Below are 19,801 nucleotides of genomic sequence, written 5' to 3' on the forward strand. Positions count from 1 at the left end.
ATAGCTCCAAGTCATCTCGATTCCCTCCCGTTTAGGTCACCGCTGCATTTTGAGCAGGACGGTCCATTTGCCGTCTATGACCATTGGCTTGGTCTTGTTGGGCTGCAACCGAACAGTGTCAGACAAGGCGGTGTTCGTCAGCTTGACCTCCTGATTGGTCCCGCACTTGAGTTTTGCCCCGTCATTGATGGCGCTGAGAGAGGAAACCATCCCCAACACCTCGATCGGCTGTTCAGTTCCTTCGATCGGAAGCGAACGCAGCTTCAGTACAAGCCCCGTCTTGTATTCACCATCACGGCAGATTTCGCGCTTTGTCGCCGGGTCGACAAATGCAGCGTGGTAACGATGAGAATCACGGATGTCCAGTTCGTGAGCTTGGCCGTCGAACGGCACAATGAACACCTCCGGCTCATTGGAGCCCACGATGACAGAAACTTGAGCCTGGCTTGCCTCGGCACTGCCAGCAATTACAAGAAGCAGGGGGAGAAGTCGCTTGATCACTGAGGTCCTCACAGTTTTTCAGCAAAGGTGCGGGTGATGAGACGCCAGGCCGCTTGTTCCATGAACGAGTCATGATCCAGCTGGTCTTTGGGGGTCGCTTTCAGGTCTTCGGCTGCGACCTCCAATACTTCCACCTGGGCAGGCCCCCAGCTGGTAATTGGTGCCAACCCATAGCCGTCCTTCAGGATGTTGTAGAGGAATTCTTCCTTGCCTAGCGGGTACTCGATGCGGATGAAGCTTGGGTGCAAACTTTCGTAGTAGCCCAGGATGTACTCCAGAAGCTCTTTGGCAGTCAGTTTGCTGAACGGGCAAGCCAGTGCTTTGCCCCCAAATCGCAGAACCGACTTTGTCGCCGCGGTGAGCTGGGTCATAGCGCCTCCGCAGACACGGTCACCCGAATCGGATCAACTGTCCCGAACTCATACCGAACGACCTCACCACTCTCGCCGGCAAACCGAATATTCAAGCGATCCAATCGGATCAGTGGATTGGTGCTGCTGTTCAGGTCAGCCTGCGGTACGTACATCCGATCCACCCCGAGGCAGAAGCTGATCGTGTTGTCCGAGATCTGAGGGCTTGCAGCACGGATGAAGAATCCTTCGGGGTAATGGAAAAGTTCGCCTGTTTTCACCAGCCCATTTGTGTCGACACCCAGCAGCCAAGACCGCTCCTTCTGAAAGTCTTTCATGACTACATGATGCCCATTGTTCGAAGGCAGAACGAAATCCAGGTCCTGACCGTGGCTCGAATCCGAGCCGCTATGGAGATTCACTTTCAGCCGGAAGCCAGTCATTTGCTTCAGCCCGGTCGGTTGATACGGCTCTCCATCCCGCCAAAATTTGGGGCACTGATCCGAAGGGCCATCAGTACGCTCGACAACCTGGACAGTTCCGGAGTGAGCCGTCGATTCGTAACTGTAGGAGGTCTCTTGCAACTCCTTGTTAGCGCAACCCGACAAGGCTACGGCCAGAGCAGCGAGAGGAACGAGCGTGATGATTCGCATAGTGGTCCTTTTCGAGTGCCAGGGCGGAATTGCCCGCTCCTGGATTGTTGGTTTCCGAATCCAGAACGATTTTAACGATCCAGCATATGGATTCACGCCAAAACGCGGGCTTGAAATCCAGGCTTGCTGATTGGCTTGAATGCGGCTGACGGGCTGTCAGAGTCGAAGTTTTCGTAGAGGAGGGGACATGAGCACTCCGCAAGAAATGGCCTGGCTTACGACGATTTCTGTGCCCACGGTGCAAGCTGGAGAGAGGTATGTGCGCCTTACAGGACTGCCCGATAACCGTAAGAAGGACGCTTGGAAGACGATCACGAATAACCATCCTGGGTTAGCGGATCTCCTTCGGTCACCTGAGCTAAAGGAAGTCGTCGCTTTCTTCGACGCAGACATTTACGTCGATGCGGAGGTGGTGCCTGCTTTGCCGGCGGAGCCACTCAAAGGGCGAAAGCAGGCCGTACCCTAAAACGGTCTTGCCAACTTATCCTTGAGCGCGTTGAAGCGAGCTCGACGTTCTTCAGTGGTCAGTGAAGCCTCCTCCCCATCTTCATCGGGTATGAGATTTCCTATATCGAGTTGAGCTGTAGGCGCGGGAACGTCAGGGAGTGACACCTCTGGAGGATTCTCCCCGAATTGCTTCATCAGCAATTGTATCGCGGCTTGTAAGTCCTTCTGTCCCTCGAGACTTCGGCAACCTGCGAGTTGATGACAGAGGTTGTCGATGGATTGCCTGATTTCATCTGGCGATGGCAGCTCACTCTGCAGCCATTGCTGAGCTTGACCTAGAGCGTTCATTGGGCCGACACCTGGCTCGGCCGGGCAAGCATTGCTCGGATGTTCTGAATTGCCTTGGCTTTCTCCTCCATGGTCAAAGGTGGAATTGGTTGAACGTCAGGACAAAGCGGCGATAGATCTATCACCGAGGACGTCGTCACGGCCGCTTTTTCGGTTTGGGCCACTTGGCACGCTTCCGGTGCTTGGTACAGATCGAACATTTCACCGCCAGCGTCCACGTACCCTTCAATCAGTGCCTCGAGAGCTGTTCGACCGTCCTGCGGGTCGATCGACTTATCCTTCTGGGTCTTCTTGACCAGCCTCAAATGTGCGTCCTGAATTTCCTCGAGAGTCCGTGGAGCAGAAAGCCAGGTCTTTGCCCGGCTGGTGAGGGAGTTCTGGCTGTTGTTGGGCATGTGGTTCACCTCCTGAATTGGTAGGTGGATTCCCTCATGATGCTGCTTGTGCCAGAACCCTCAAGACAAAGGAAATATAAGGAAAAAGGAAGAATATAGGAGAGGCTGACAAATCCCTTTAAAAACAAGGATTTGAGCGGAGAATCGTGAGGCAAACCTGCCTAGAATCATGAGCCAATCCTCACTATGCCTGGCCGGCATCAAGAGAATCGTGGACCAAACCTTCACTGTATAGAATCGAATCGTGGAGCAGACCTGACTATGCCGTCCCGAGACGTGGAGGAAACCTGAGTAGCCGAGCGGCTTTATCGACCCTAGCCCTGTAGATAAGTACCCCATAAAACCCCTGAGTGGAGCAAACCTCAGTACAACCGTGGAGTGAACCTGACTACTGGATAAACCGGTTAGGACGGATTGGCCCGGTTGAGCAGATCAGGAATCGATCGCTGGAGCAGCGGGGATCGTGGAGTAAACCTCAGTATCTTTCGGTGGACCCCAACGCTGGGGAATCTATGCGGTTGGGTACTGCATACGTGATGCTGCCGAGAAAGAAGGGGAATCGTGGGAGAAACCTGAGTAGTAGGAGCCTTCATGTGCGCACGGATTGAGTTACATGCCCGGGACTGGATCGTGGGGAAAGCCTCGGTGTACGCCGGGGGCGGGCTGCGGGCCGGTGCAGAATCATGGACGGAACCTTCGTGTGCTCCGTTAGCTTGGCCGCGGGTCCAAGTCCAGATCGTGGGCGAAGCCTCGGTGCTGGTGGCGGCCGGGATGCAGCTCCAGGCCCAGATCGTGGACGAAGCCTCGGTGTAAGCCGGGGGCGGGTTGAGGGCCGGGGCCAGAATCAGGAGGGGAGCCTTCGTGCGCGCCGTTGGCCAGCCCGCGGGTCCAGATCATGGGCGAAGCCTCGGTGTAAGCCTCGGGTGGGTTGAGGGCCGGGGCCAGAATCAGGGGGGGAGCCTTCGTGCGCGCCGTTGGCCAGGCCGCGGGTCCAAATCATGAGCGAAGCCTCGGTGTACGCCGGGAGCTGGGGCAGGCCGGGGGCCAGAATCATGGATGGTGCCTTCGTGTGCGACCTTGGCCTGGCGCGGGTCCAGGCCAATATCGTGGGGTGAACCTCAGTGTGCGCCGGGGCTGGCCCGCAAGGCTGACCAAACATCAATCGTGGACTAAACCTCAGTGCTCGATGAGCCTGGAAGTGATAGTGGATCAAAACCAGGAATGGGGAATAGAAGAGAAATCATGCTCCAAACCTCAGTAGGGATGCACTGAGGTTTGGCTACCAACTAATGTGGCCAGCCTTTCGACCTGACTCAGATCCCATTGACCAGTCGGTAATGTGTCTGAGACCGGCAAGAGTCGAACCGGGAGCCATAACAACCGGTCTGACTGCCCCTATCCCAATGTTGACTAGGTGAAGTACCGAGCCCAATCGCTCGAGCAGTTTGCGTATGCCTCGGGTACCGATCCTGCGTCGTGAATTTCTCCAATCCGTTTCTGATAACGCGCGGTCATTGCACATGCTCAGGATTGCATATCGGGCCTGCTCCAAGACCATCTTGGCCTCAGGGACCTCAAGGCACATTTCATACACTGCAACCCGACCAGCAGTGTCGAGACAAAGCCAGCCCGCTTCATTGAACAGCCGCTCTGAGGTACAGATCGGATGAGTTGGCGTCATTTCCGTATGGTTCCACTTCCCTTCCATGTAGTTGAACGTTGGTGTTGCGTAGAGGGCGGATGGCCATTCACTGTCCACGCGGCCATATACGTAGCCAGGTCCGGTGTACTGGACAACCTCGTAATAGTCCTGAATACGTTCCAGCACTAGGGCTGTCGCCCTACGGACATGGTCTGCAGTGATCACATCCACCAACCCAAACTGAGCGCGAATCTTCTTGCGGTTTAAGGGAGCTAGCGCTCCACATTCGCGAGCACTGGCAATTGTTTGTGCGGGGGATGGCTCGGCCGACATCTACTTACCTCCTGAGTGATAGGCAGATTGTCTATGAGAAGAAATGGTGCCAGAAGGTCCTAGGGGAGATACGTGGACTAAACCTGAGTAGTGGAAGGTTCGGTGGAGGTGCCGGCAGGTGGGCTGCCGGCAGACCGCAGGTCAGCGCGCCCGCTTTGCCATCAGCTGAATTTCTCGGCGAGCTTCAGCTTGATGCCCTTTGATGATAGTGGAAACAAATTCGTTAGTCGGCCAGAGTTTGTAAGTATAGTCTTTTGCCCCTTTCCCCTTTGACTTCGCAATTTTGGTGTGTTCGTAACGCTGGATAGCCTTTTCTTTAACTAACTGCTCCAACGCAATGTTCATCGCGCGAAAGTCTTCCGGCATGCGGTTTGAAAGACCTCGGGCTGTGTTAGATAAGAAGTCTACCAGTGAAAAGGTAAACGGATGGCTTGGAGATGCGTTTCGCCATTTGAAGGAAAGCATCCTATATAGGACTCGAGCAATGCCATTCGTAAGCCCCATGGATGTGGTGTATTGATAAAGCCGGTAATCACCATTTGCGATGCTTCTTGAAATAAGCGGGTGAAGAACAGCTTTGCAAAGCACAGAACTCTCAGGGTCGTCATCCGGAGAGGGCTGCACATATGCGGAGCTTCTTTTATTTCTACTACGGATAGCCAGGAATGGAAGATAGGTCGATTTAATGTCAATCACCTCGCCATCCGCCGTCCGTGTTTGGATAGTAAGTGGAGCTTCGCTGAGGATTTCTAAGGCTTCCCGGAGCTCTGCGTACGTATAAGTATGCTTCTGCGACTGAAGCTCTTTCTGTAGTTCATAAAGAGTAAATTGAACTGAGCACTCAGCCTCGTTAAACTTGGCATTGCCTTGAGTTGAAAATTTGCGAAGCGCTTCTTCAACGAACTCCTCACGAGCGCCGGGGAAAACACCAACATCTTCTACTTGCTTCGATAGCTTGCCATCCACCTTGAGCCGCTTCTGCATTGGAACGGCTTTAAGAATTACACGAAACGGCTCCCCGTTAATCGTACCTTCCTTAACAATAGTCATTTCGGCGACTGAACGTACAGTCTTCCCAGACCATGCGAACCGAGGAAGCGCATCGTAAATGCTCACCAGATTTCCCAGATCGTTATCATCGAGAGTGATCTGGTATGCCGAGAACAAGGGCAGCGTTGATGGTGACGCAGGCTCCTGGATTCTTTTTCCAGTAGCTTTGCTTCTGATGCTATTCAAACGGGCTACGACTCCCGTTTCTTTCCTCGAGAGGGATTGCGAATTACAATCGAGGCCTGTGAGCAAGTCGTTCTGTGATTCGATTACATCCATAGCGGCATGCCATTTACTACAACAGGAAGGGGTACAGAATGGTTTCGAAAGTCCAGCAGGTTGCAGCGATTGAAGCTCAGCTCCAGGAGCTTCAAAAGCAACGAGAAGAGATCATCAATAGCCCTGGATACCAATCCGAGGCCGAGTTCAACGGGAAGCTGAATGAGCTCCTTGGCTCCTACGGAAAAGGCTTGAAGGACGTCATCGCCATCCTTGATCCAGACCGGCGAGTGCCAGAGAAAGTCGATCGCAAAGGTACTCGTCGAGCTCGCACGCTGAAGCGCTTCAAGAATCCTCACACCGGGGAAGTGGTTGAAACCAAAGGTGGTAACCACAAAACCCTGAAGGAGTGGAAGGAGAAGTGGGGCGCCGATACTGTCAAGGGCTGGGCACAGTAAGCTGCCAGTGACCGAGGGGCCAATTGAGGCCCCTTTTTCATTTCCTTTCACGGGGTTGCTCGATCGATCAGCGTCAGCACCCTGAAGGTGCAATCAGATACGCCATCCGGTGCACTTAATGCGAGATCAACCGCTTTTTTGAACTCGACGGCATGGGAGCGTTGTGTGTCCAGCATGCGCGAGATGTCGATGTACTGATCTGCCGTTATCTCGTCCTTAGGAGAGCAAATGTGATAGCCCTCCTCGATGGTAACGTCCGACAGCCTTTTGGCCGCCGTGGTGAGGTCGAACTTGGCGGGGGCCTTCAGAAAATCCTCCTGAATTGAAGCCTTCACGATCTCATCGCTGGACTCTGTGGAGGTGGTAGCCGGCATCGCGCCTGGCGTTGTGTGGCTGTAGTGAATCGCACCAATCGTAGCCGCGATAGAGGCTGCGAAACTCACGATGAGTATCAGTCGTTTGTGGGGGCTTACCTGCTTCACATGCTGATCCGGCAAATGATGACTGGCCGAGATTAACCAGTGGGCGGATGAATCCAAGTCAAAATGCAGTGCTGAAATCCGCCCCCTCTCTTCGCTGGTACCAGGACTATTCAGTCGTTAAGGTGAGCCATGGATCAACCACCAAAGAAGGTGCCCTATGCTCATCCTGACCCGTACCGTCGGCGAAACCATCAACATCGGTGATGACATCACAGTAACCGTGGTGGCGAACAATCAAGGTCACATTCGCTTGGGAATCAATGCCCCGAAAGATGTGCCAGTCCATCGCGAAGAGATCTATCAGCGTATCCAGGAAGAAAATGTTGCTCCGTAATCCGATGCGTTCTTCTCTCATCATCTGGGCAGTTCTGGTGTCTGGGTGCGCCGCGGGGTGGATTCAGAACCCGAGCTCAACCACACGTAACCTGGTCGAGGACCTCAAATTAGAGGGCTACGTCTGCAAGGCGAAGTGGTCAGCGATAGAGTGCCGCCAGGAAAAGCCATACGAGAAGAAGGCCCCCAAGATATGCACATCGGAAAAAGGGTGTGTAGAGCAGCCAGGTGAGCTGATTACCAACGTCTACTCGATTGAACAAGACGCCTATGGCATCCCAGCGGTAAGGCAGTGGGTGGAATCTGAGCCCGCACCAAACTGAAGAAATTCGACAAAAAAGCCCGGCTCACTGCCGGGCTTTTTCCATCATGCAAGACGCCATATCAGCGATACGGGTATCTGAGGTGAGGTGTTCCTCGTGCCACCGGCCATGCTCATCACATACGGCCCGAATGATCGAGAGCCTAAGCGGCGCACCCTCCGGCTGCATCGTGATTGTGAGAGCCCGGGGGCCAATCATCTGATCAGTATCAGGGGCCAGGCGGAAGCTGATTCGCAACGAATCTGCTGTGTCCCCGGCAAGGATGGTTCCGCGGTAGTACCGACCCAGTTGCTTTGACAGGATGTTGAATAGCGGTACCGCGACTGTCGTTTTCCAGTCAGCTGCAGCACGATGCTCTCGATCAAGGTTGTCCCTTCGATGACGAGCAAGGCTTAGCCTGGTTTCCAGCCGACCACCAGAACGACGGGTGGATGATTCCAACCGTCGAATCTGGGTGTCGAGCTGGAGTGCATGTGACTGACGGCGCTCAACGCTATCGTTATAGCGATGAAGGAGTGCAGAGACTTTCAATTTCCCCTCGCAGCCGCGCGGATAGAAGGCGCGGCAGTAAATGTGCGGACCCGTCAAATGATCAAGTACGCATCGATTTTCAGTTGCTATTTGTCGGCAGTATTCACCGCCTTGTTGATGTAGGCGGTCAGCCCTGGCAGGTCCTCCGACATTGCATACACATCACGGTTAAGCCCCTTCATGTTGAACCGACCGTAGACTTTGCCGCCGGCGGGCATTTTGAGCGGGTTCGTCAGTGTGGCCATAGCCGTCACCTTGACCTTCTGCGGTTCCTTTTCCAGAACACATTCGCCAGCTTTCTCCAGAGCCGTGGCGGAGGCTTGGAAGTAGGACTGGAACGCATTCTGTCCGCCTCCCTTCATCGCAAGCGTGCTCCCTTCGTACAGCAGGAAAAGCGACTCTGGAGATTTGCAGAGAATAGCCTCTACACGCAGTTCCGAAGAAATCGGGTTCTTGAACTCAAGCAGATCCGCCGCGACGGCTGCCATGGGACTAAGAGTCAGAAGTGCGGCAATGGCCGCGCGCATGTTCATAGGAAATCGAATCCGCTGGTGGGTAGAAATGGGACGATGCAACCGCTGTGGCAGCGGTAGACGGTTGGGAAGTGGCCAAGCTGCTTCGCTTGCTCTGCAGCTGAAAAAGGGCTGTTGGTAGGCTCTAGATCAAGGAGTTCTACTGAGTTTTCGGTTTGATGCCAGAGCTTGAAGTAGACCGACCCACGCTGATCCCCCTTCGTGCTGCTGTCCATCAGCATGACGAGGGCACACCGAGGGAAGCGCTCGATGGGAGCGGACATATCGTATGCAGCTGAGAAGTTCTGGACTGACTCGATCCACGGGTAGGTGACCTCGCCGAAAGCGATATCGATCAGATCCTGTGCCGTGCATTCCCAAGGTAAGTAGAAGTAGGTGATCTCACAGTCGTCGTGCGGCGTGGCGGACGGTTTGCATGCCATGAACTTCGCACCCACCATCACAGGGAAAACCGGCATGTCGGTGACACCCCTTTCCAGGGGTTTGAACCAAATAATCGAGGATTGATCGTCACGCTCAAGCCTCAGTTCGAGCATGTCCGGTTCTGCCTCTTTCCACTCGGTGACATCGATACCGGCGAAATTGAATAAGACCTTCAGTCCTTGAACCACCTGATACCAGGTGGTGGTTTCCGTGCGACCTTTGGAAATGATCTCAAGCGCAGGCCGGGCGCACAGGTTTCTGGTGACGTCTTGAGTCATGGACTCTTAATCCTCATCGTTGGTAAGAGCCCGCATTGCCACTAGAGCAGAGACCGGGTCCTTGGTAGCGCTTTCGATGTCAGCCAGTGCCTTGCGCAGATCTCTGATTCGAGTCTCGTCGAGGTCAGAACGCTGATCACCTGCTGCGGTATGGGCAGCTAGCAGAAGGTCCAGTACCTGCTCCATCGCTAGGGTGTCAGGTAGCTCGTCGGTACCGAGATGGTTCATTGCGAACTGCTTGGGGCTGAACATTCAGTGCTCCTGGAGAAATACCCATCGATCGATGGGCATTCTAGGTTAGACGCCTTGTGGAACCTCGATACCACCTAGTGCCTCGAAGAGCGCCGGTAGGAACTCGGCGAAAGTCAGCATCATCAAGGTGAAGCTGGCATCAAATTGGGCCAAGGCATCCTCGCCGCCGTCTTGTTCTGCTTGATCCTGTAGGAGATCTTCAAACCGGAGACGCTTGATGGCCATCTTGTCGTCGAGGATGAAAGACAGCTTATCCGACCAGGCCAGCGCCAGCTGGGTGACCAGCTTACCCGCGGACAGGTGAAGTTGGATTTCCTCGCTGGTCAAATCCTGAGCTTTGCATTTGACGGAGCCACCGTCTTCGTTGGTATCACGAAGCTCGCAATCACTCAGGACATAGAAGTCCCCGGCGGCCTTCTGGGTTTTAACCCAGTCAGTGAGGGTAGCGCTTGGGGCGACCTTGACGCTGACCGGGCGCACAGGAAGGGACCCCAGGACCTCGCGGAGTGTGGAAAGGAGGTCCTCCGCCTTTTTTGCGCTGGAGGTATCAACCAGGATCAGCCCCAGACTTGGAGCAATTGCAGCGAACGTGGTGGAGCGGCGCACAAACGCGCGTGGCAAGAAAGCCTGGATGATCTCGTCTTTCAGCTGATCACGTTCTTTCTTGTAGACCTTCCGGCACTGCGCAGTCTCGATTTCCTCGACCTTTTCTTTGACCGCATCGTTTACCACGCTGCCGGGAAGGATGCGTTCTTCCTTCTTCGCCGCTACTAGGAAAAAGCCCTGACTGGCGTGCACGAGCGGCGCATCAGGCCCTTTTCCCAGAGGGGCAGTAAATCCGTAGGTAGTGAGTTCCTGACTCTCACAGGGGCGAGCAGGCTTGCCTTTCAATGCCTGTTCGAGAACCTCCGCGGTGAGTTGCAGGTCCTGGGTAAGGGAGTACGCAAGCAGATGCTTAAACCACATGGGGTTGCCTCATTATCAGGGGAGGCAGCCAGAGTAACGATGGCACTGATCAGTTCAACTCAACCAACATGGCTGGAATTCTCATCAGTGTCCCCAAGAAGCCATCGACAGGCTAGATCTTGGCTGCGTCGAGTTTCGCTTCTGCAAGGGAGGGGTGCCGATCGACTCTTCCTGATAGATGCTTCAGGACCCAATGAGGCCGGTTAAGCCCGCCGCCACTTTCATTGAGAGCAGCCTTGTCGACGTAGTAGATGGTGGCTACACACGGGCCATCCTTCGTCACGTGGTAGCTTTTCTTTCCATTGATCACTCGATCAGTCATGAAAGTGATGCGAGCCATGTGGACTCCTGGTCAGGTAAGAAGGGTAAAGTCAGCGAGTACACCATTTGCGGCTTCCGGGCCGATGGTCTGTGCCAGCCACTGCACCCGCTCGAATACCGTACGGTTGCAGATAGTGGCTCCGGTCTGACCGACCAGGTCCAGGATCACATCAGTCAAAAGGCTATCGATGTCGACATCATCGTTTCGCGTCGCCAACTGAGCTTTCTGATACTCATCAATGGTGGCCCGGCTCCAGATCAACGACAGAGGTCGATTGTCCTCGAGCATTACCCAAAGAGAGACCTCGCGAATCATCACTTTGCCGAGGCTGCTTACTGCATGATTTGTGGCCATCTCGAGCTCAACGAGAATGTCCAGCGCAGCGTCGGGGCCCCGGTGGGCCAGCACCCAACTGATCTGGCTCAACACCCCCTCATTGAGGGAGCTATTTACCGATCGCTCGAGCTGGGTATGGATCGTCTCGTCCAGCCGCTCAGAATCGACCTGCAGACCAAAGAAGGAGGGATCACTGCCGTGCTCAGCGCAGCTGAGCAAGGTCTCAGCGACACCCAGTTCCCGGGTACTGACTTCGTTGACCTTGATGGAAAAGTCAGCCAGAAATTGCATCAAGGCATGGTGAATCAGGTCACCAGGCACCTTTTGGTCCCCCAGGACGTCAACCGTAAACGTCGAACTGGTGGTTTTTGCCAGTGTCATCTCGGTGTCCTTCAGTGCACGGTGATGGTGGTGGAGGTAAGTTCGTTGTTGATTTGGATTGCTTCGAAGCGCATGCCGAACTTGGCCTCTGGGTCTTCGATCGCCTGGACCAGGTAGCCAGTCATGTGTGTCCGCGCGAAGTCCATCATGGCCACTGCAATATCGGTGCAGGCGTATTGAACGGTTGGGCCATTTGGGGTGCTGAGGGTGATCATGCTCTTGAATTCCTATTCGCTGTACCGCTGGCGGAGTGCCTTTGGGCTGTGCTCATTTTGTCGCGATGCGGGCGTGCCAGAAGGGGGCCTGTAACTGCAGCGAAAGGCCGATGAGCGCAATCGGTAACCAGGTGGGAGGAGTTTTGCTCTCCCAAGTTCGGACCGTTCGGACGTGAACACCTAGGTGACATGCCAGCTCGGCCTGCTCGAGGTTCAAGTAACCGCGGGCTGAAATGAGGTCCTCGGCAGTGAGCGCCGACACTGCGCTGCGAAGCACCAGGGTTGTAGGAATCCCCAGGCATGCCAAGTGTAGCCAGTTGGGTTGGTTCCCTTTCTCCCAGTCGATTACGGTGGTTCGATGAACCCCCAGAATCTCGGCTACCTGTTGCTGGCTCAGCCGAAAAGCCTCACGGAGTGCAGCCAGGTCAATAGGCGTTACTAACGGGCGACTCGGAGTGCTCATGCTGCAGCCCTCAAGCTCTGGCCAGGGAACTTGCGTAGGTACTCAACCAGGTCTGAAGGTCTTGCAGCATCATTCAGCGGCATAAACCAAACCCGCCGTACTCGTATTGCTGGATCGAATAGACCATCCGGCCCGGGAGGCATATCAGCAGAGGGTGGGGCTACCCTGAGCATCACCTTCAGGGTTGGAGATCCCTTGCATTCAAATATTCCGATTGAGAGCCCAACGTCTGGAATGTAAGCGCCGGAACGTGGCTCGTAGTAGTTCTGGACTACAGCCAACCCATCTTGAAAAGCCGAATGGAGACGAAATCCGAAATCAAGGAGTTGACCTGCAACCTCCTCGGCCGCGATCGCGACCAGACCGGCGGTTACTCCGCCATACCTCAGATCTGGGTGACCACTCCCCAAGAGATGCTGGATTACCTGGTGATTGACAGTGGATGTGGTCATTTCGATACCTCGATGTTCTTGAGGATCGATTCCACAGCTCGAATGACTGCTTTGCTGATCAGTCGAGCGTCTCCGCCAGCGATACGGCCCTCTCGCTGGATGCGCTTGATCCTTTTGGCGACGAATGTCAGCTGTGCTTCCTCATCGTCGGCCTGCAGTCCTGGTGTTCTCGGGAGATCCATAAGCTTGAACGACCAGGTCGAATCAAGCTTTCGTCCTTCGAAGATCGAGATCTGGAAGGTTGAGCTTTCCAACACCACCTGGGCCTTGAAGGTATCGTCCGCGGCAACCCTTGCCGATGTCAGCTGCAGCTTCTTCTGCTCCAAGTAGGATGCGAGCCGGCCCGTGAGCACGTCTTTCACATACTCCGGCGCGCGTTCCGGCAGCCGGGAAATTGGGGCATACCGGAAACCCGGCCGACGGAGACCTTGTCGTCCATCCTCGCTTTCATAGAGTTCGGTGTGTCCGGTACGGATTGCGAAATCGATCAGATTTCGCCAGGTCGTGATCCCCTGGGAGAGCACGCGGTCGTCAACCACCATGTCACCAAGTTCTGCGCCGGCGCTGCGTTTACTTGGCGCGTGGACCTGGTCGTCCTCTTCAGCGCGAACCAGCGCTGGAGATCTGCTGTTGATGGAAACGTGAGTAGGTAGCTGAAAGCTGAAATCCAGGGCCATCTGTGGGGCCCGGACGATAGAGCGTGTGTTTTTCATGCTGGTGCACTCCTCTGAAGATGGCTCCATTGGAAGTGCAGGTTTCGAGTGGCAGAAGCGGCGTGCCTCAAAAATCTACGAATTCTTGGTACGCCGCCCAGGGAGTGTCATTCGATCAGTGGTGGATTTCGGAGTGGACGGTCCGACCACGCGAACGCATATACGGCAGCCAGACCCGCACAATGCCAAGCAGGTTCGTCAAGACGAAGCAAAGGTTGAGTAGGAGAATCCCGTAAGCGCCTACGATTAGGCCGTAGCTGCACAAGGCCAGGCTTGAAATCAAAAACAACCACCATCCCCAAGGGGATAAGCGAACGTTACTAGCGATCAATGCCGCCCCGGTGATTCCGCAAATCGTACCCACCCACTCGAAGATTTCGTTCATGGCTTCATGCTCGTCTGCAGTTGATTGACTCGCGGGGCTGAGATCCATAGGAGCCAGCTTGAGTGTCCCGCTCCCGAGTTGTAGGAGCAGGATGTGGTCCTAAGAGGTGTGCCAGAACCTGTTAGTTGGAGGCTGGAACTGGCACAGTTTTGAGCTCTTCGAGGCGCTTCAGGATGGCGATTGCCTCATCAGAGGTAGCGGGATTGGCATATGCGGACATGAAGCTGTCGAGCAAGGAGCGCAGCATCCCGCCGGTGCCCTCATTTCGAATTACGGACATGAGGCAAAACTGCTCCAAAGGGACCGAGTCGACATTGCTGAGGAAGTCTTCACCGACGGTGTTCCCGACGTCATTCATCAGGATGCGGAGGATGTGATCAGGACCCTCTACGTTGCCTTCACTGTCGCCGGGAATATCCACGAATGATAGGAAGCGGCCTGAGGTGTGGCCGTGAGGGGTGTTGCGTAGCGCATTCAGATGCTGATCGATGCGCTCATTGAGGGTCGAGCCTCTGTTGGTCATGGTGTATCTCTCATTCACGATACGCCAAGGCTATCAGCCGAAATGCTGCGGTAGTAGCGAAAGCAGTGGGGCGCGCAGTTGCGAAGCCCAACTACAACCAAAGACGCATTGGATCGATTTCAACGGCCCGAACTGGCAAGGCCTTGAGCTGGTCAAGTCGTTGTTGCCTTGCTGCTTGATCCGCAGCAGCCATCTCTGACTTGAGTTGAATTTTTTCTGCTGGGGCGTCCGTAGCGGTACCCACGAGCACGTAACCGCGTGCAAGCCTTTTCTTGCAAGCTGCCTCGAATGCCTCAAGAGCCGCGAAGTAGGAGCTCTGGGACTTTACAACCCGTTGTGTTCCCGCTGTCCCAGCACGGCCATAATGCGAGAGGACCACCCAACCACCCGAGGTGGAATTGAGCATCAAGGTGTAGAACTTATTGGAGCTACCTTGCTGACAAAGGTAGTTGTGGGTCTGATTCAGGCTCATGCGGGCTCCCGTTGCATGGGAGTGATGATCCTTCGTTCAGTGAGGTGCCAGAAGCTCGGCTTGGAATGGAGACTCCCGGCTGAGTAATCCCAGAAGGGCCCTGGTGCACTCAGCCGGAGATGGAGGGGAATTACACCGCTGGGGCCAGATCCGGAGCCCGGTGGCCTTTACGGTGGGCGCGGTGGAGATGAGTGGCCCAGGCGACCAGGAGCGCGAAAAGGATGAACGCCATCCAAAGGCTGCCGATGCAGAACCATGCGATCGGATTGAGGGTGGTGCCCTCACCGAACATGAGCGTAGTGGTGAGAGCGCAGGCCACTACAAACAGGGTCATGGCCATGAATGCAACGCGGAGGAAAGACTCGGTGATCATGTGGTAGCTCCTTAGCTAAACCGACATTTCTGATTTGGGCTTTCGCCGGGCCAACCTGTCCGGCATGAGCAGAGGTATAACCAGGCTGAGTCTTGTTTCAAGGTGCAGCCGGAAAATGAGAACCCCGCCGAAGCGGGGTCACTGTGACTATGGAGTTAGCCGGTCCACGTCGAGTATCGCGTTCAACTGCCCTTGCAGCTGTTTCAAAGCGCCCTCGATGTCACCTTGCTGCAGATTATGGAGTGCACACGATGCCGCAACATGAAGATCCACGTAAGCATGCATGAGGGTGTTGTTAGTGGGGTAGGAGGACGCCGGGCCAGGCAGGGAGACTTCGATGTGCTGTGTGTCCTGCTCACTCCAGATGGCCTCACTCGTCAGGCAGGTATCTCCACCTTCAGTCACCAGGACCAACTGGTTGTTGATCTGCAGGAGCTCTTGGCCATTCCAGTTCACTAGGGTTTCGCTACCGTCCTCAAGAGTAATGGTGTCACCTGTCTTGTGGATTTCACGGGGTACCCAAGCTGGGATCACTTCAAAAGTGCCGGCCAGACGATCACCCGAGATCGGGTGGTAGGGATATAAACGCGAGTTGCTCGACATTCCGTTTTGGCTCCTTATTGAAGAACAATGGAGCCATTCTTGAATGCGTTAGGGGGTGCCACCAGCTGAGTGGTGTCAAACCGCAGGTTCAAATTGCGGGCAGTGTTTCCTTACCGCGGAGAGTAGATCGTCCTGGGTAAACGGTTTGGTGATGTAGTCGGTTGCGCCATGTTTTTTGCCCAAGGCGATGTCAAACAGGCCATCCTTCGACGAAAGCATCACCACAGGAACTGACTTGAAACTGTCCCGGCTACGAATCAGTTGGCAGGTCTGGTAACCGTTGAGCCGCGGCATGAGAACGTCGATGAAAATGAGGTCTGGTTTAAAGTCCAGAGCTCGGCCGAGACATTCGAACCCGTCGACAACGCAAAGCACCTCGCATCCTGCCTTAGCGAGCATGACTTCGCCCGTTTTTCGGATAGTTCGGGAGTCATCGACAAGCATGACTCGCAAGGGGGATAGATTACTCATAGGGGTCCTCGGGATTACGTGCCATCAATGGCAAGACCGACGAATGTTCGCCGGTCTGTTGCTGATAATCCAGTGAAGTCAGTTTGCTACTTTTCACCGCATCAGAATCGCCGCATTTCCGGGTCGAATTCCTGAGCAAGACGCATGGCGTCACTCATCGATTTGAAGCCCGATTGCCGCGAGCCATCGGAAAGACGTACTTCCCACTGCAGGGCCTGATTACCGGCTTTGGAAGGCGCGGTATGGCTCCAGATCCGAGCTCCTGTCTCGTGCTGATAGATGCCTGGCCGGCTTCGGTACCACCCTTGAACTGCCTTGCTCACGCCTCGCCTCCGGATTTCAGCGGGTTACCAGTGGCAGCATGCATTAGCACCTTTTGCTTTGCCCCGCGCTCCATGCGGTAAATCTCCACTTGGCCTGCAGATATCGCATCTCGCAGGTCTTGCTCATCATGGGGAGTGGCTTCAACTGTCGAGATCGTGTCGACAACCTTGTGCATCTTTCCGTCGGACAGAATTGTGAACGTCGGGCCGGGACAGATCTTTGCGAAGGTACTGGAACTGGGACTCTGGCCAGCCTGGTGCTTCCAGCCATAGAGCACACCTTCTACGGTGTCCGAAAGTTGGGGGGTGTGATTGCGATTCATCAAATAGCCTCGTCAGCCAGGAAATTCCGGGCTATTTGAACGCTCCGAGACCTGTGCCAGAACCACTTGGAAAGCAGACCAGCATTTCGAGTTGAATCAGTAACTTTCTTCGATAAAGTCGGGGTGTCCGTAGCAAAGTGCCTTCAGAATGACTCCTCTCACTCAGATCAAGATCGCACGTGGCCTGTTCAAGGCCCCCGCAACCCTTACCGAGGTGGATCGAAACGCTCTTGCCGTCATCCAGAACCTAGGTGGTGAGATCACGGACGCCGGCATGTTAGGCACGCTGGTTTCGACCAAAGTCGCTTCAGCAAGAAATCAAAGGTTGCTGGGGGGCCGATTAATCAAGCGATTGGAGGGGATGGGGCTGTTGGAGCGCCGGCGGAGTGACGAAAGCGTATCCCGGTTCGCACTTACAGAATCCGGAGCCGAGCAGGCTCGGGCTTCGAAGCTCCCGATCACTGCACGAATTCTGGCGTGACTGGGGGGCGCCTTTGCATAAGATGCCCCAGTCGGAGAGCCCCTCTACTGGTTCGAAGAGCTCAGAACATTCGCGATAACTGCCAGGCCAAGTGCAGTGAACTTGACGTCGAAACAACGATCCTCAGAGTCGAGCCGGTCCGGCATCTCAGCGACGATGCCCTTCTTCATGCAGGAGAGCGCAACGCGATGCTCTTCTCGATCGCACTCCACTGATTCCGTTTCAGTCAGGTCGTTATCAAAGGACCGCACGAACCGCGCCTGAGGCTCAGTGAGCTTTCCCGCAATTTTGTCAGCGCGAAGCCCGATCAGGTGCGTATGGACCTGGTCTGCAGGGATTTCCAGTTTCGCCCAGGCGGCAAATGAGGTCCGTGTGCTATTGCTCTCCTGTCCGATGTCGGTGGAGGACTTGGCGTTCAGGCAGCGAAAACGCAGGCAGTCTTCATCTTCGACGCCGGCGTAGAGCTTGTATTGAGGCCCCTCATCAAGAACCTCCCTCAGTCCAACCTTGCCATCGCTGTAGAACCGACCTTTTCCGATTTCTGATTTTTTCATCAGCAGATCCTTGTTTGAGTGGATGTGTTGCAGTCGAGACTGCTCGTGGAACAGGGTCATCATCCGCCCATCTGTTCTGTGCCAGCAGCCGGGGTGATTAGCCCTGGTCGACAGCTTCGTTCGTTTCCTGGATGCACTGATCCAGCTTGCCCGGGCTTTTTCGCTCCGAAAGGGTCTTCACTCCGGCCAGCGCGGATAGCTCAGCTGCTGCCTCTGCGTGTCCATGATTTGCAGCTACGGCATACCAGCAATACGCCTCGAACTGGCCATCAATTGAAGGGTATTTCCCGAGGCTTAGCCCCAGGGCAAACCGATACATCGCCTCTATGTCGCCACTGTACGCCTTCTGCTTGAGAGACTCCGCTCGTACATCTGCGGGGTCTCCCTGCGTACGACGCTGCACCACCAGGGAAGCTGGCGCGCCCAGCGTGCGCGGTACGCTGAAGCCAGAATTCAACATGTTGAGAGCTCTAGCCGATTCGGAGTCTCCGGCTGCTGCAGCTTGACTCAAGAGATCTTTTGCTCGGGATGGATCGTTGAGGTTGGGTTGGTAAGTGTTATTGAGCAGCAAGGCGAATTCCCGTTTGGCCCTGACGCTGGTCTCTGCAGCTTTCTCCATCAGAGTGGTCCCATATGGGATGTCCTTGGTTACCCCTTTTCCAAGTAGATAGTCCCAGGCCAGCACCCGGGTAGACTCGACATGGCCAAGTCCGGATGCAGTGGTTAGATAAGCGACTGCGAGCTCTGGGTTAGTTGGCACTCCTTCTCCGTTCTGGTAGACCTTGGCCAGCCGGTACAGGGCATCCATGTTCCCCCTGAAGGCGCTTTGCTCTAGCAGTTCGATCATTGCCGTCGTGTCACCGGTGGTAGCTACCTTTTCCGCCTCGGCCAGCGCCTCACGGCCGGAGTCGGTTGCCGGTGTTACTGCAACTGGAACGTTCGGCCTAGAGGAAATCGGGGTCGGAACTGCACCAGCAGGGTAGACCCGAACGTCGGGTTCGATGTCAGCCGTCTGCCTGAACGGAGCGACGGGCAAATCGGCAGGGACTTGCCGCGGTGATGTTTTGAGGATGAGACCAGGTTCCGCGACGGGTGCTTGGAGTGGTTCTCGCGCAAGAGGCTCGTCGAAGGGGTTTCCCTCCCGTGTGACTTGGGAGGTACAGCCAGATGCGATGAGCGTTAACAGGAAGGTGGTGGGGATGTTCAAGCGTCTCATGCAGAAGGTTTCCTAGCCATAGGCTGGCAAGGATTACAGAATCAGCAGAGAGGCCCAACCGAAAGCCAGGCCCGCATTTTCGAAGCAATGAACTGACCCTTCCAGGTCGGGATATTCATCTGGAACGTAGAGAATTTCGAAGTTTCGCTCGAAGTTCAGAAGAAGCATGGTGTCTGTCCCCATGGGGATCATCAGCCCGATCGGTAGATGTGCCCGATACGGTTAAGTTAGATTTTACACTTCATCTGGGTCCATAAGACCCTGTGTAACGCGAAGAAAACTCGTCCTTACGCGAAGGTAGTCAGGGACTGTCTCACATCGCGGGTAGTGCATATCTGCCAGGTGATGGGAACAACCGCAGAAGAGCACAAAGACGTCTACAAGGCGATAGGTCGGACTTGACAGCTCGTCATCCACTACTGACCAACAAGCCTCGAAGTGCGGGAGCAACTTGGCAAAATCGTTCCAGGATATGTGCGTGTATTCTGGGATAGGGGTCCCGTAATCATCAATCTCACAGCCCAAGTGTTCAAATGAGGTCGAGTAATAGAGCCTAGGCTTCTGGCCTTGGCCACGCAGTTCCAGGATATCTGAACGAGCGGTACCGAGGTCGGGGTAACAGTGCTGAATGTCTCCAGCAAGTGTGATGCTGTACGGCATGGCGAGATCCTTAGTCCG

34 protein-coding genes are annotated in these 19,801 nt (G+C 55.1%); 5 read left to right on the top strand and 29 right to left on the bottom strand.

The window, feature by feature from the left end:
* Window positions 1-36 precede the first annotated feature (36 nt).
* The 3 genes from R5C80_RS00455 to R5C80_RS00465 are packed head-to-tail and all read right to left on the bottom strand — an operon-like array spanning window position 37 to window position 1,504.
* Window positions 37-501 (bottom strand): hypothetical protein, encoded by a 465-nt coding sequence (locus R5C80_RS00455; protein WP_019437330.1) that lies wholly within the window; start codon window positions 499-501, stop codon window positions 37-39.
* 8 nt (window positions 502-509) lie between these two features.
* The gene (locus R5C80_RS00460; protein WP_209419066.1) at window positions 510-872 is read right to left on the bottom strand and encodes a hypothetical protein; all 363 of its coding nucleotides are present in this window, start codon (window positions 870-872) and stop codon (window positions 510-512) included.
* Window positions 869-1,504, bottom strand: a complete 636-nt coding sequence (locus R5C80_RS00465; protein ID WP_319049658.1) for a hypothetical protein — start codon at window positions 1,502-1,504, stop codon at window positions 869-871. The genes R5C80_RS00460 and R5C80_RS00465 overlap by 4 nt, the downstream gene beginning before the upstream one ends.
* 187 nt (window positions 1,505-1,691) lie before the next feature.
* On the opposite strand from R5C80_RS00465, the gene R5C80_RS00470 reads away from it, so the two are divergent.
* Window positions 1,692-1,970 carry a hypothetical protein gene (locus tag R5C80_RS00470; RefSeq protein ID WP_272837725.1) on the top strand — a complete coding sequence of 93 codons (279 nt, stop codon included), beginning with the start codon at window positions 1,692-1,694 and terminating at the stop codon, window positions 1,968-1,970.
* Here R5C80_RS00470 and R5C80_RS00475 read toward each other — a convergent pair.
* The 4 genes from R5C80_RS00475 to R5C80_RS00490 all read right to left on the bottom strand — a co-directional run bounded on the left by R5C80_RS00475 (window position 1,967) and on the right by R5C80_RS00490 (window position 5,998).
* A complete protein-coding gene (locus R5C80_RS00475) occupies window positions 1,967-2,299 on the bottom strand; it encodes a hypothetical protein (RefSeq protein WP_209419060.1) in 333 nt (110 codons plus the stop codon). The two genes, R5C80_RS00470 and R5C80_RS00475, sit on opposite strands and share 4 nt — an antisense overlap.
* Window positions 2,296-2,694: a hypothetical protein gene (locus tag R5C80_RS00480; protein WP_209419058.1), complete on the bottom strand. Its 399-nt coding sequence runs from the start codon at window positions 2,692-2,694 to the stop codon at window positions 2,296-2,298. The genes R5C80_RS00475 and R5C80_RS00480 overlap by 4 nt, the downstream gene beginning before the upstream one ends.
* A gap of 708 nt (window positions 2,695-3,402) precedes the next feature.
* Window positions 3,403-3,591 carry a hypothetical protein gene (locus tag R5C80_RS00485; RefSeq protein ID WP_319049659.1) on the bottom strand — a complete coding sequence of 63 codons (189 nt, stop codon included), beginning with the start codon at window positions 3,589-3,591 and terminating at the stop codon, window positions 3,403-3,405.
* Between the two features lie 1,219 nt (window positions 3,592-4,810).
* Window positions 4,811-5,998, bottom strand: coding sequence for a replication protein (locus R5C80_RS00490; RefSeq protein WP_319049660.1), 1,188 nt, complete (start codon window positions 5,996-5,998; stop codon window positions 4,811-4,813).
* A 38-nt stretch (window positions 5,999-6,036) separates the two neighbouring features.
* Here R5C80_RS00490 and R5C80_RS00495 point away from each other — a divergent pair, with 38 nt between their 5' ends.
* Entirely contained in the window at window positions 6,037-6,396 is a 360-nt protein-coding gene (locus R5C80_RS00495; protein ID WP_057382964.1) for a histone-like nucleoid-structuring protein, MvaT/MvaU family, read from the top strand.
* A gap of 47 nt (window positions 6,397-6,443) precedes the next feature.
* Here R5C80_RS00495 and R5C80_RS00500 read toward each other — a convergent pair whose 3' ends face one another.
* The gene (locus R5C80_RS00500; protein WP_010794234.1) at window positions 6,444-6,770 is read right to left on the bottom strand and encodes a hypothetical protein; all 327 of its coding nucleotides are present in this window, start codon (window positions 6,768-6,770) and stop codon (window positions 6,444-6,446) included.
* A gap of 265 nt (window positions 6,771-7,035) precedes the next feature.
* Here R5C80_RS00500 and csrA point away from each other — a divergent pair, with 265 nt between their 5' ends.
* Window positions 7,036-7,212 carry a carbon storage regulator CsrA gene (csrA, locus tag R5C80_RS00505; RefSeq protein ID WP_010794235.1) on the top strand — a complete coding sequence of 59 codons (177 nt, stop codon included), beginning with the start codon at window positions 7,036-7,038 and terminating at the stop codon, window positions 7,210-7,212.
* Between the two features lie 4 nt (window positions 7,213-7,216).
* Complete coding sequence (locus tag R5C80_RS00510; protein WP_319049661.1) at window positions 7,217-7,534, top strand: hypothetical protein; 318 nt, start codon at window positions 7,217-7,219, stop codon at window positions 7,532-7,534.
* Window positions 7,535-7,558: 24 nt separating this feature from the next.
* On the opposite strand, the gene R5C80_RS00515 is transcribed toward R5C80_RS00510, so the two are convergent.
* From R5C80_RS00515 to R5C80_RS00600, 19 genes are all read right to left on the bottom strand, one after another.
* Entirely contained in the window at window positions 7,559-8,065 is a 507-nt protein-coding gene (locus R5C80_RS00515) for a hypothetical protein (RefSeq protein ID WP_319049662.1), read from the bottom strand.
* 86 nt (window positions 8,066-8,151) lie between these two features.
* On the bottom strand, window positions 8,152-8,598 hold the full coding sequence (locus tag R5C80_RS00520) for a hypothetical protein (RefSeq protein ID WP_021263417.1): 447 nt from the start codon (window positions 8,596-8,598) through the stop codon (window positions 8,152-8,154).
* On the bottom strand, window positions 8,595-9,299 hold the full coding sequence (locus tag R5C80_RS00525; protein WP_319049663.1) for a hypothetical protein: 705 nt from the start codon (window positions 9,297-9,299) through the stop codon (window positions 8,595-8,597). Before R5C80_RS00525 ends, R5C80_RS00520 begins: the two co-directional genes overlap by 4 nt.
* A gap of 6 nt (window positions 9,300-9,305) precedes the next feature.
* On the bottom strand, window positions 9,306-9,551 hold the full coding sequence (locus R5C80_RS00530; RefSeq protein ID WP_010794239.1) for a hypothetical protein: 246 nt from the start codon (window positions 9,549-9,551) through the stop codon (window positions 9,306-9,308).
* 45 nt (window positions 9,552-9,596) lie between these two features.
* Entirely contained in the window at window positions 9,597-10,517 is a 921-nt protein-coding gene (rdgC, locus tag R5C80_RS00535) for a recombination-associated protein RdgC (RefSeq protein ID WP_010794240.1), read from the bottom strand.
* A 112-nt stretch (window positions 10,518-10,629) separates the two neighbouring features.
* Complete coding sequence (locus R5C80_RS00540) at window positions 10,630-10,857, bottom strand: hypothetical protein (protein WP_010794241.1); 228 nt, start codon at window positions 10,855-10,857, stop codon at window positions 10,630-10,632.
* A gap of 12 nt (window positions 10,858-10,869) precedes the next feature.
* Window positions 10,870-11,556, bottom strand: coding sequence for a hypothetical protein (locus R5C80_RS00545; protein WP_319049664.1), 687 nt, complete (start codon window positions 11,554-11,556; stop codon window positions 10,870-10,872).
* Between the two features lie 11 nt (window positions 11,557-11,567).
* On the bottom strand, window positions 11,568-11,771 hold the full coding sequence (locus R5C80_RS00550; RefSeq protein WP_209419041.1) for a hypothetical protein: 204 nt from the start codon (window positions 11,769-11,771) through the stop codon (window positions 11,568-11,570).
* A gap of 52 nt (window positions 11,772-11,823) precedes the next feature.
* Window positions 11,824-12,234, bottom strand: a complete 411-nt coding sequence (locus tag R5C80_RS04925) for a helix-turn-helix transcriptional regulator (protein WP_010792699.1) — start codon at window positions 12,232-12,234, stop codon at window positions 11,824-11,826.
* Window positions 12,231-12,686 carry a hypothetical protein gene (locus tag R5C80_RS00555; RefSeq protein ID WP_319049665.1) on the bottom strand — a complete coding sequence of 152 codons (456 nt, stop codon included), beginning with the start codon at window positions 12,684-12,686 and terminating at the stop codon, window positions 12,231-12,233. Before R5C80_RS00555 ends, R5C80_RS04925 begins: the two co-directional genes overlap by 4 nt.
* The gene (locus R5C80_RS00560) at window positions 12,683-13,399 is read right to left on the bottom strand and encodes a hypothetical protein (RefSeq protein WP_209419039.1); all 717 of its coding nucleotides are present in this window, start codon (window positions 13,397-13,399) and stop codon (window positions 12,683-12,685) included. Before R5C80_RS00560 ends, R5C80_RS00555 begins: the two co-directional genes overlap by 4 nt.
* 115 nt (window positions 13,400-13,514) lie before the next feature.
* Window positions 13,515-13,832: a hypothetical protein gene (locus R5C80_RS00565; protein ID WP_319049666.1), complete on the bottom strand. Its 318-nt coding sequence runs from the start codon at window positions 13,830-13,832 to the stop codon at window positions 13,515-13,517.
* Between the two features lie 73 nt (window positions 13,833-13,905).
* Entirely contained in the window at window positions 13,906-14,307 is a 402-nt protein-coding gene (locus R5C80_RS00570; protein ID WP_209419034.1) for a hypothetical protein, read from the bottom strand.
* 91 nt (window positions 14,308-14,398) lie between these two features.
* Window positions 14,399-14,779 (bottom strand): WGR domain-containing protein, encoded by a 381-nt coding sequence (locus tag R5C80_RS00575; protein WP_209419032.1) that lies wholly within the window; start codon window positions 14,777-14,779, stop codon window positions 14,399-14,401.
* A gap of 130 nt (window positions 14,780-14,909) precedes the next feature.
* Window positions 14,910-15,152, bottom strand: coding sequence for a hypothetical protein (locus R5C80_RS00580; protein WP_209419029.1), 243 nt, complete (start codon window positions 15,150-15,152; stop codon window positions 14,910-14,912).
* Between the two features lie 147 nt (window positions 15,153-15,299).
* Complete coding sequence (locus R5C80_RS00585; RefSeq protein WP_272837712.1) at window positions 15,300-15,755, bottom strand: hypothetical protein; 456 nt, start codon at window positions 15,753-15,755, stop codon at window positions 15,300-15,302.
* A gap of 75 nt (window positions 15,756-15,830) precedes the next feature.
* Window positions 15,831-16,226, bottom strand: a complete 396-nt coding sequence (locus R5C80_RS00590) for a response regulator (protein ID WP_209419025.1) — start codon at window positions 16,224-16,226, stop codon at window positions 15,831-15,833.
* 101 nt (window positions 16,227-16,327) lie between these two features.
* Window positions 16,328-16,549 carry a hypothetical protein gene (locus tag R5C80_RS00595; protein ID WP_128683640.1) on the bottom strand — a complete coding sequence of 74 codons (222 nt, stop codon included), beginning with the start codon at window positions 16,547-16,549 and terminating at the stop codon, window positions 16,328-16,330.
* Entirely contained in the window at window positions 16,546-16,872 is a 327-nt protein-coding gene (locus R5C80_RS00600) for a hypothetical protein (protein ID WP_209419023.1), read from the bottom strand. The genes R5C80_RS00595 and R5C80_RS00600 overlap by 4 nt, the downstream gene beginning before the upstream one ends.
* Window positions 16,873-17,020: 148 nt before the next feature.
* Between R5C80_RS00600 and R5C80_RS00605 the strand changes: the two genes are divergently transcribed.
* Window positions 17,021-17,353: a hypothetical protein gene (locus tag R5C80_RS00605; RefSeq protein ID WP_209419021.1), complete on the top strand. Its 333-nt coding sequence runs from the start codon at window positions 17,021-17,023 to the stop codon at window positions 17,351-17,353.
* Window positions 17,354-17,397: 44 nt separating this feature from the next.
* On the opposite strand, the gene R5C80_RS00610 is transcribed toward R5C80_RS00605, so the two are convergent.
* On the bottom strand, window positions 17,398-17,907 hold the full coding sequence (locus tag R5C80_RS00610; protein WP_319049667.1) for a hypothetical protein: 510 nt from the start codon (window positions 17,905-17,907) through the stop codon (window positions 17,398-17,400).
* Between the two features lie 97 nt (window positions 17,908-18,004).
* Window positions 18,005-19,123 (bottom strand): tetratricopeptide repeat protein, encoded by a 1,119-nt coding sequence (locus tag R5C80_RS00615; protein ID WP_319049668.1) that lies wholly within the window; start codon window positions 19,121-19,123, stop codon window positions 18,005-18,007.
* Window positions 19,124-19,801 lie beyond the last annotated feature (678 nt).

The sequence above is a fragment of the Pseudomonas sp. On1 genome, assembly GCF_033783325.1.

What these genes read in the sequence shown, in the direction of transcription:
- R5C80_RS00520 (WP_021263417.1), bottom strand. Translation starts at nt 8,598, where the DNA reads ATGAACATGCGCGCGGCCATTGCCGCACTTCTGACTCTTAGTCCCATG.
- R5C80_RS00600 (WP_209419023.1), bottom strand. Translation starts at nt 16,872, where the DNA reads ATGAATCGCAATCACACCCCCCAACTTTCGGACACCGTAGAAGGTGTG.
- R5C80_RS00555 (WP_319049665.1), bottom strand. Translation starts at nt 12,686, where the DNA reads ATGACCACATCCACTGTCAATCACCAGGTAATCCAGCATCTCTTGGGG.
- R5C80_RS00480 (WP_209419058.1), bottom strand. Translation starts at nt 2,694, where the DNA reads ATGCCCAACAACAGCCAGAACTCCCTCACCAGCCGGGCAAAGACCTGG.
- R5C80_RS00605 (WP_209419021.1), top strand. Translation starts at nt 17,021, where the DNA reads ATGACTCCTCTCACTCAGATCAAGATCGCACGTGGCCTGTTCAAGGCC.
- R5C80_RS00570 (WP_209419034.1), bottom strand. Translation starts at nt 14,307, where the DNA reads ATGACCAACAGAGGCTCGACCCTCAATGAGCGCATCGATCAGCATCTG.
- R5C80_RS00495 (WP_057382964.1), top strand. Translation starts at nt 6,037, where the DNA reads ATGGTTTCGAAAGTCCAGCAGGTTGCAGCGATTGAAGCTCAGCTCCAG.
- R5C80_RS00510 (WP_319049661.1), top strand. Translation starts at nt 7,217, where the DNA reads ATGCGTTCTTCTCTCATCATCTGGGCAGTTCTGGTGTCTGGGTGCGCC.
- R5C80_RS00550 (WP_209419041.1), bottom strand. Translation starts at nt 11,771, where the DNA reads ATGATCACCCTCAGCACCCCAAATGGCCCAACCGTTCAATACGCCTGC.
- R5C80_RS04925 (WP_010792699.1), bottom strand. Translation starts at nt 12,234, where the DNA reads ATGAGCACTCCGAGTCGCCCGTTAGTAACGCCTATTGACCTGGCTGCA.
- R5C80_RS00575 (WP_209419032.1), bottom strand. Translation starts at nt 14,779, where the DNA reads ATGAGCCTGAATCAGACCCACAACTACCTTTGTCAGCAAGGTAGCTCC.
- R5C80_RS00525 (WP_319049663.1), bottom strand. Translation starts at nt 9,299, where the DNA reads ATGACTCAAGACGTCACCAGAAACCTGTGCGCCCGGCCTGCGCTTGAG.
- R5C80_RS00585 (WP_272837712.1), bottom strand. Translation starts at nt 15,755, where the DNA reads ATGTCGAGCAACTCGCGTTTATATCCCTACCACCCGATCTCGGGTGAT.
- R5C80_RS00485 (WP_319049659.1), bottom strand. Translation starts at nt 3,591, where the DNA reads ATGATCTGGACCCGCGGGCTGGCCAACGGCGCGCACGAAGGCTCCCCT.
- R5C80_RS00615 (WP_319049668.1), bottom strand. Translation starts at nt 19,123, where the DNA reads ATGAGACGCTTGAACATCCCCACCACCTTCCTGTTAACGCTCATCGCA.
- R5C80_RS00530 (WP_010794239.1), bottom strand. Translation starts at nt 9,551, where the DNA reads ATGTTCAGCCCCAAGCAGTTCGCAATGAACCATCTCGGTACCGACGAG.
- R5C80_RS00470 (WP_272837725.1), top strand. Translation starts at nt 1,692, where the DNA reads ATGAGCACTCCGCAAGAAATGGCCTGGCTTACGACGATTTCTGTGCCC.
- R5C80_RS00490 (WP_319049660.1), bottom strand. Translation starts at nt 5,998, where the DNA reads ATGGATGTAATCGAATCACAGAACGACTTGCTCACAGGCCTCGATTGT.
- R5C80_RS00500 (WP_010794234.1), bottom strand. Translation starts at nt 6,770, where the DNA reads ATGCCGGCTACCACCTCCACAGAGTCCAGCGATGAGATCGTGAAGGCT.
- R5C80_RS00540 (WP_010794241.1), bottom strand. Translation starts at nt 10,857, where the DNA reads ATGGCTCGCATCACTTTCATGACTGATCGAGTGATCAATGGAAAGAAA.
- R5C80_RS00475 (WP_209419060.1), bottom strand. Translation starts at nt 2,299, where the DNA reads ATGAACGCTCTAGGTCAAGCTCAGCAATGGCTGCAGAGTGAGCTGCCA.
- R5C80_RS00610 (WP_319049667.1), bottom strand. Translation starts at nt 17,907, where the DNA reads ATGAAAAAATCAGAAATCGGAAAAGGTCGGTTCTACAGCGATGGCAAG.
- R5C80_RS00580 (WP_209419029.1), bottom strand. Translation starts at nt 15,152, where the DNA reads ATGATCACCGAGTCTTTCCTCCGCGTTGCATTCATGGCCATGACCCTG.
- R5C80_RS00590 (WP_209419025.1), bottom strand. Translation starts at nt 16,226, where the DNA reads ATGAGTAATCTATCCCCCTTGCGAGTCATGCTTGTCGATGACTCCCGA.
- R5C80_RS00460 (WP_209419066.1), bottom strand. Translation starts at nt 872, where the DNA reads ATGACCCAGCTCACCGCGGCGACAAAGTCGGTTCTGCGATTTGGGGGC.
- R5C80_RS00465 (WP_319049658.1), bottom strand. Translation starts at nt 1,504, where the DNA reads ATGCGAATCATCACGCTCGTTCCTCTCGCTGCTCTGGCCGTAGCCTTG.
- csrA (WP_010794235.1), top strand. Translation starts at nt 7,036, where the DNA reads ATGCTCATCCTGACCCGTACCGTCGGCGAAACCATCAACATCGGTGAT.
- R5C80_RS00545 (WP_319049664.1), bottom strand. Translation starts at nt 11,556, where the DNA reads ATGACACTGGCAAAAACCACCAGTTCGACGTTTACGGTTGACGTCCTG.
- rdgC (WP_010794240.1), bottom strand. Translation starts at nt 10,517, where the DNA reads ATGTGGTTTAAGCATCTGCTTGCGTACTCCCTTACCCAGGACCTGCAA.
- R5C80_RS00565 (WP_319049666.1), bottom strand. Translation starts at nt 13,832, where the DNA reads ATGGATCTCAGCCCCGCGAGTCAATCAACTGCAGACGAGCATGAAGCC.
- R5C80_RS00560 (WP_209419039.1), bottom strand. Translation starts at nt 13,399, where the DNA reads ATGAAAAACACACGCTCTATCGTCCGGGCCCCACAGATGGCCCTGGAT.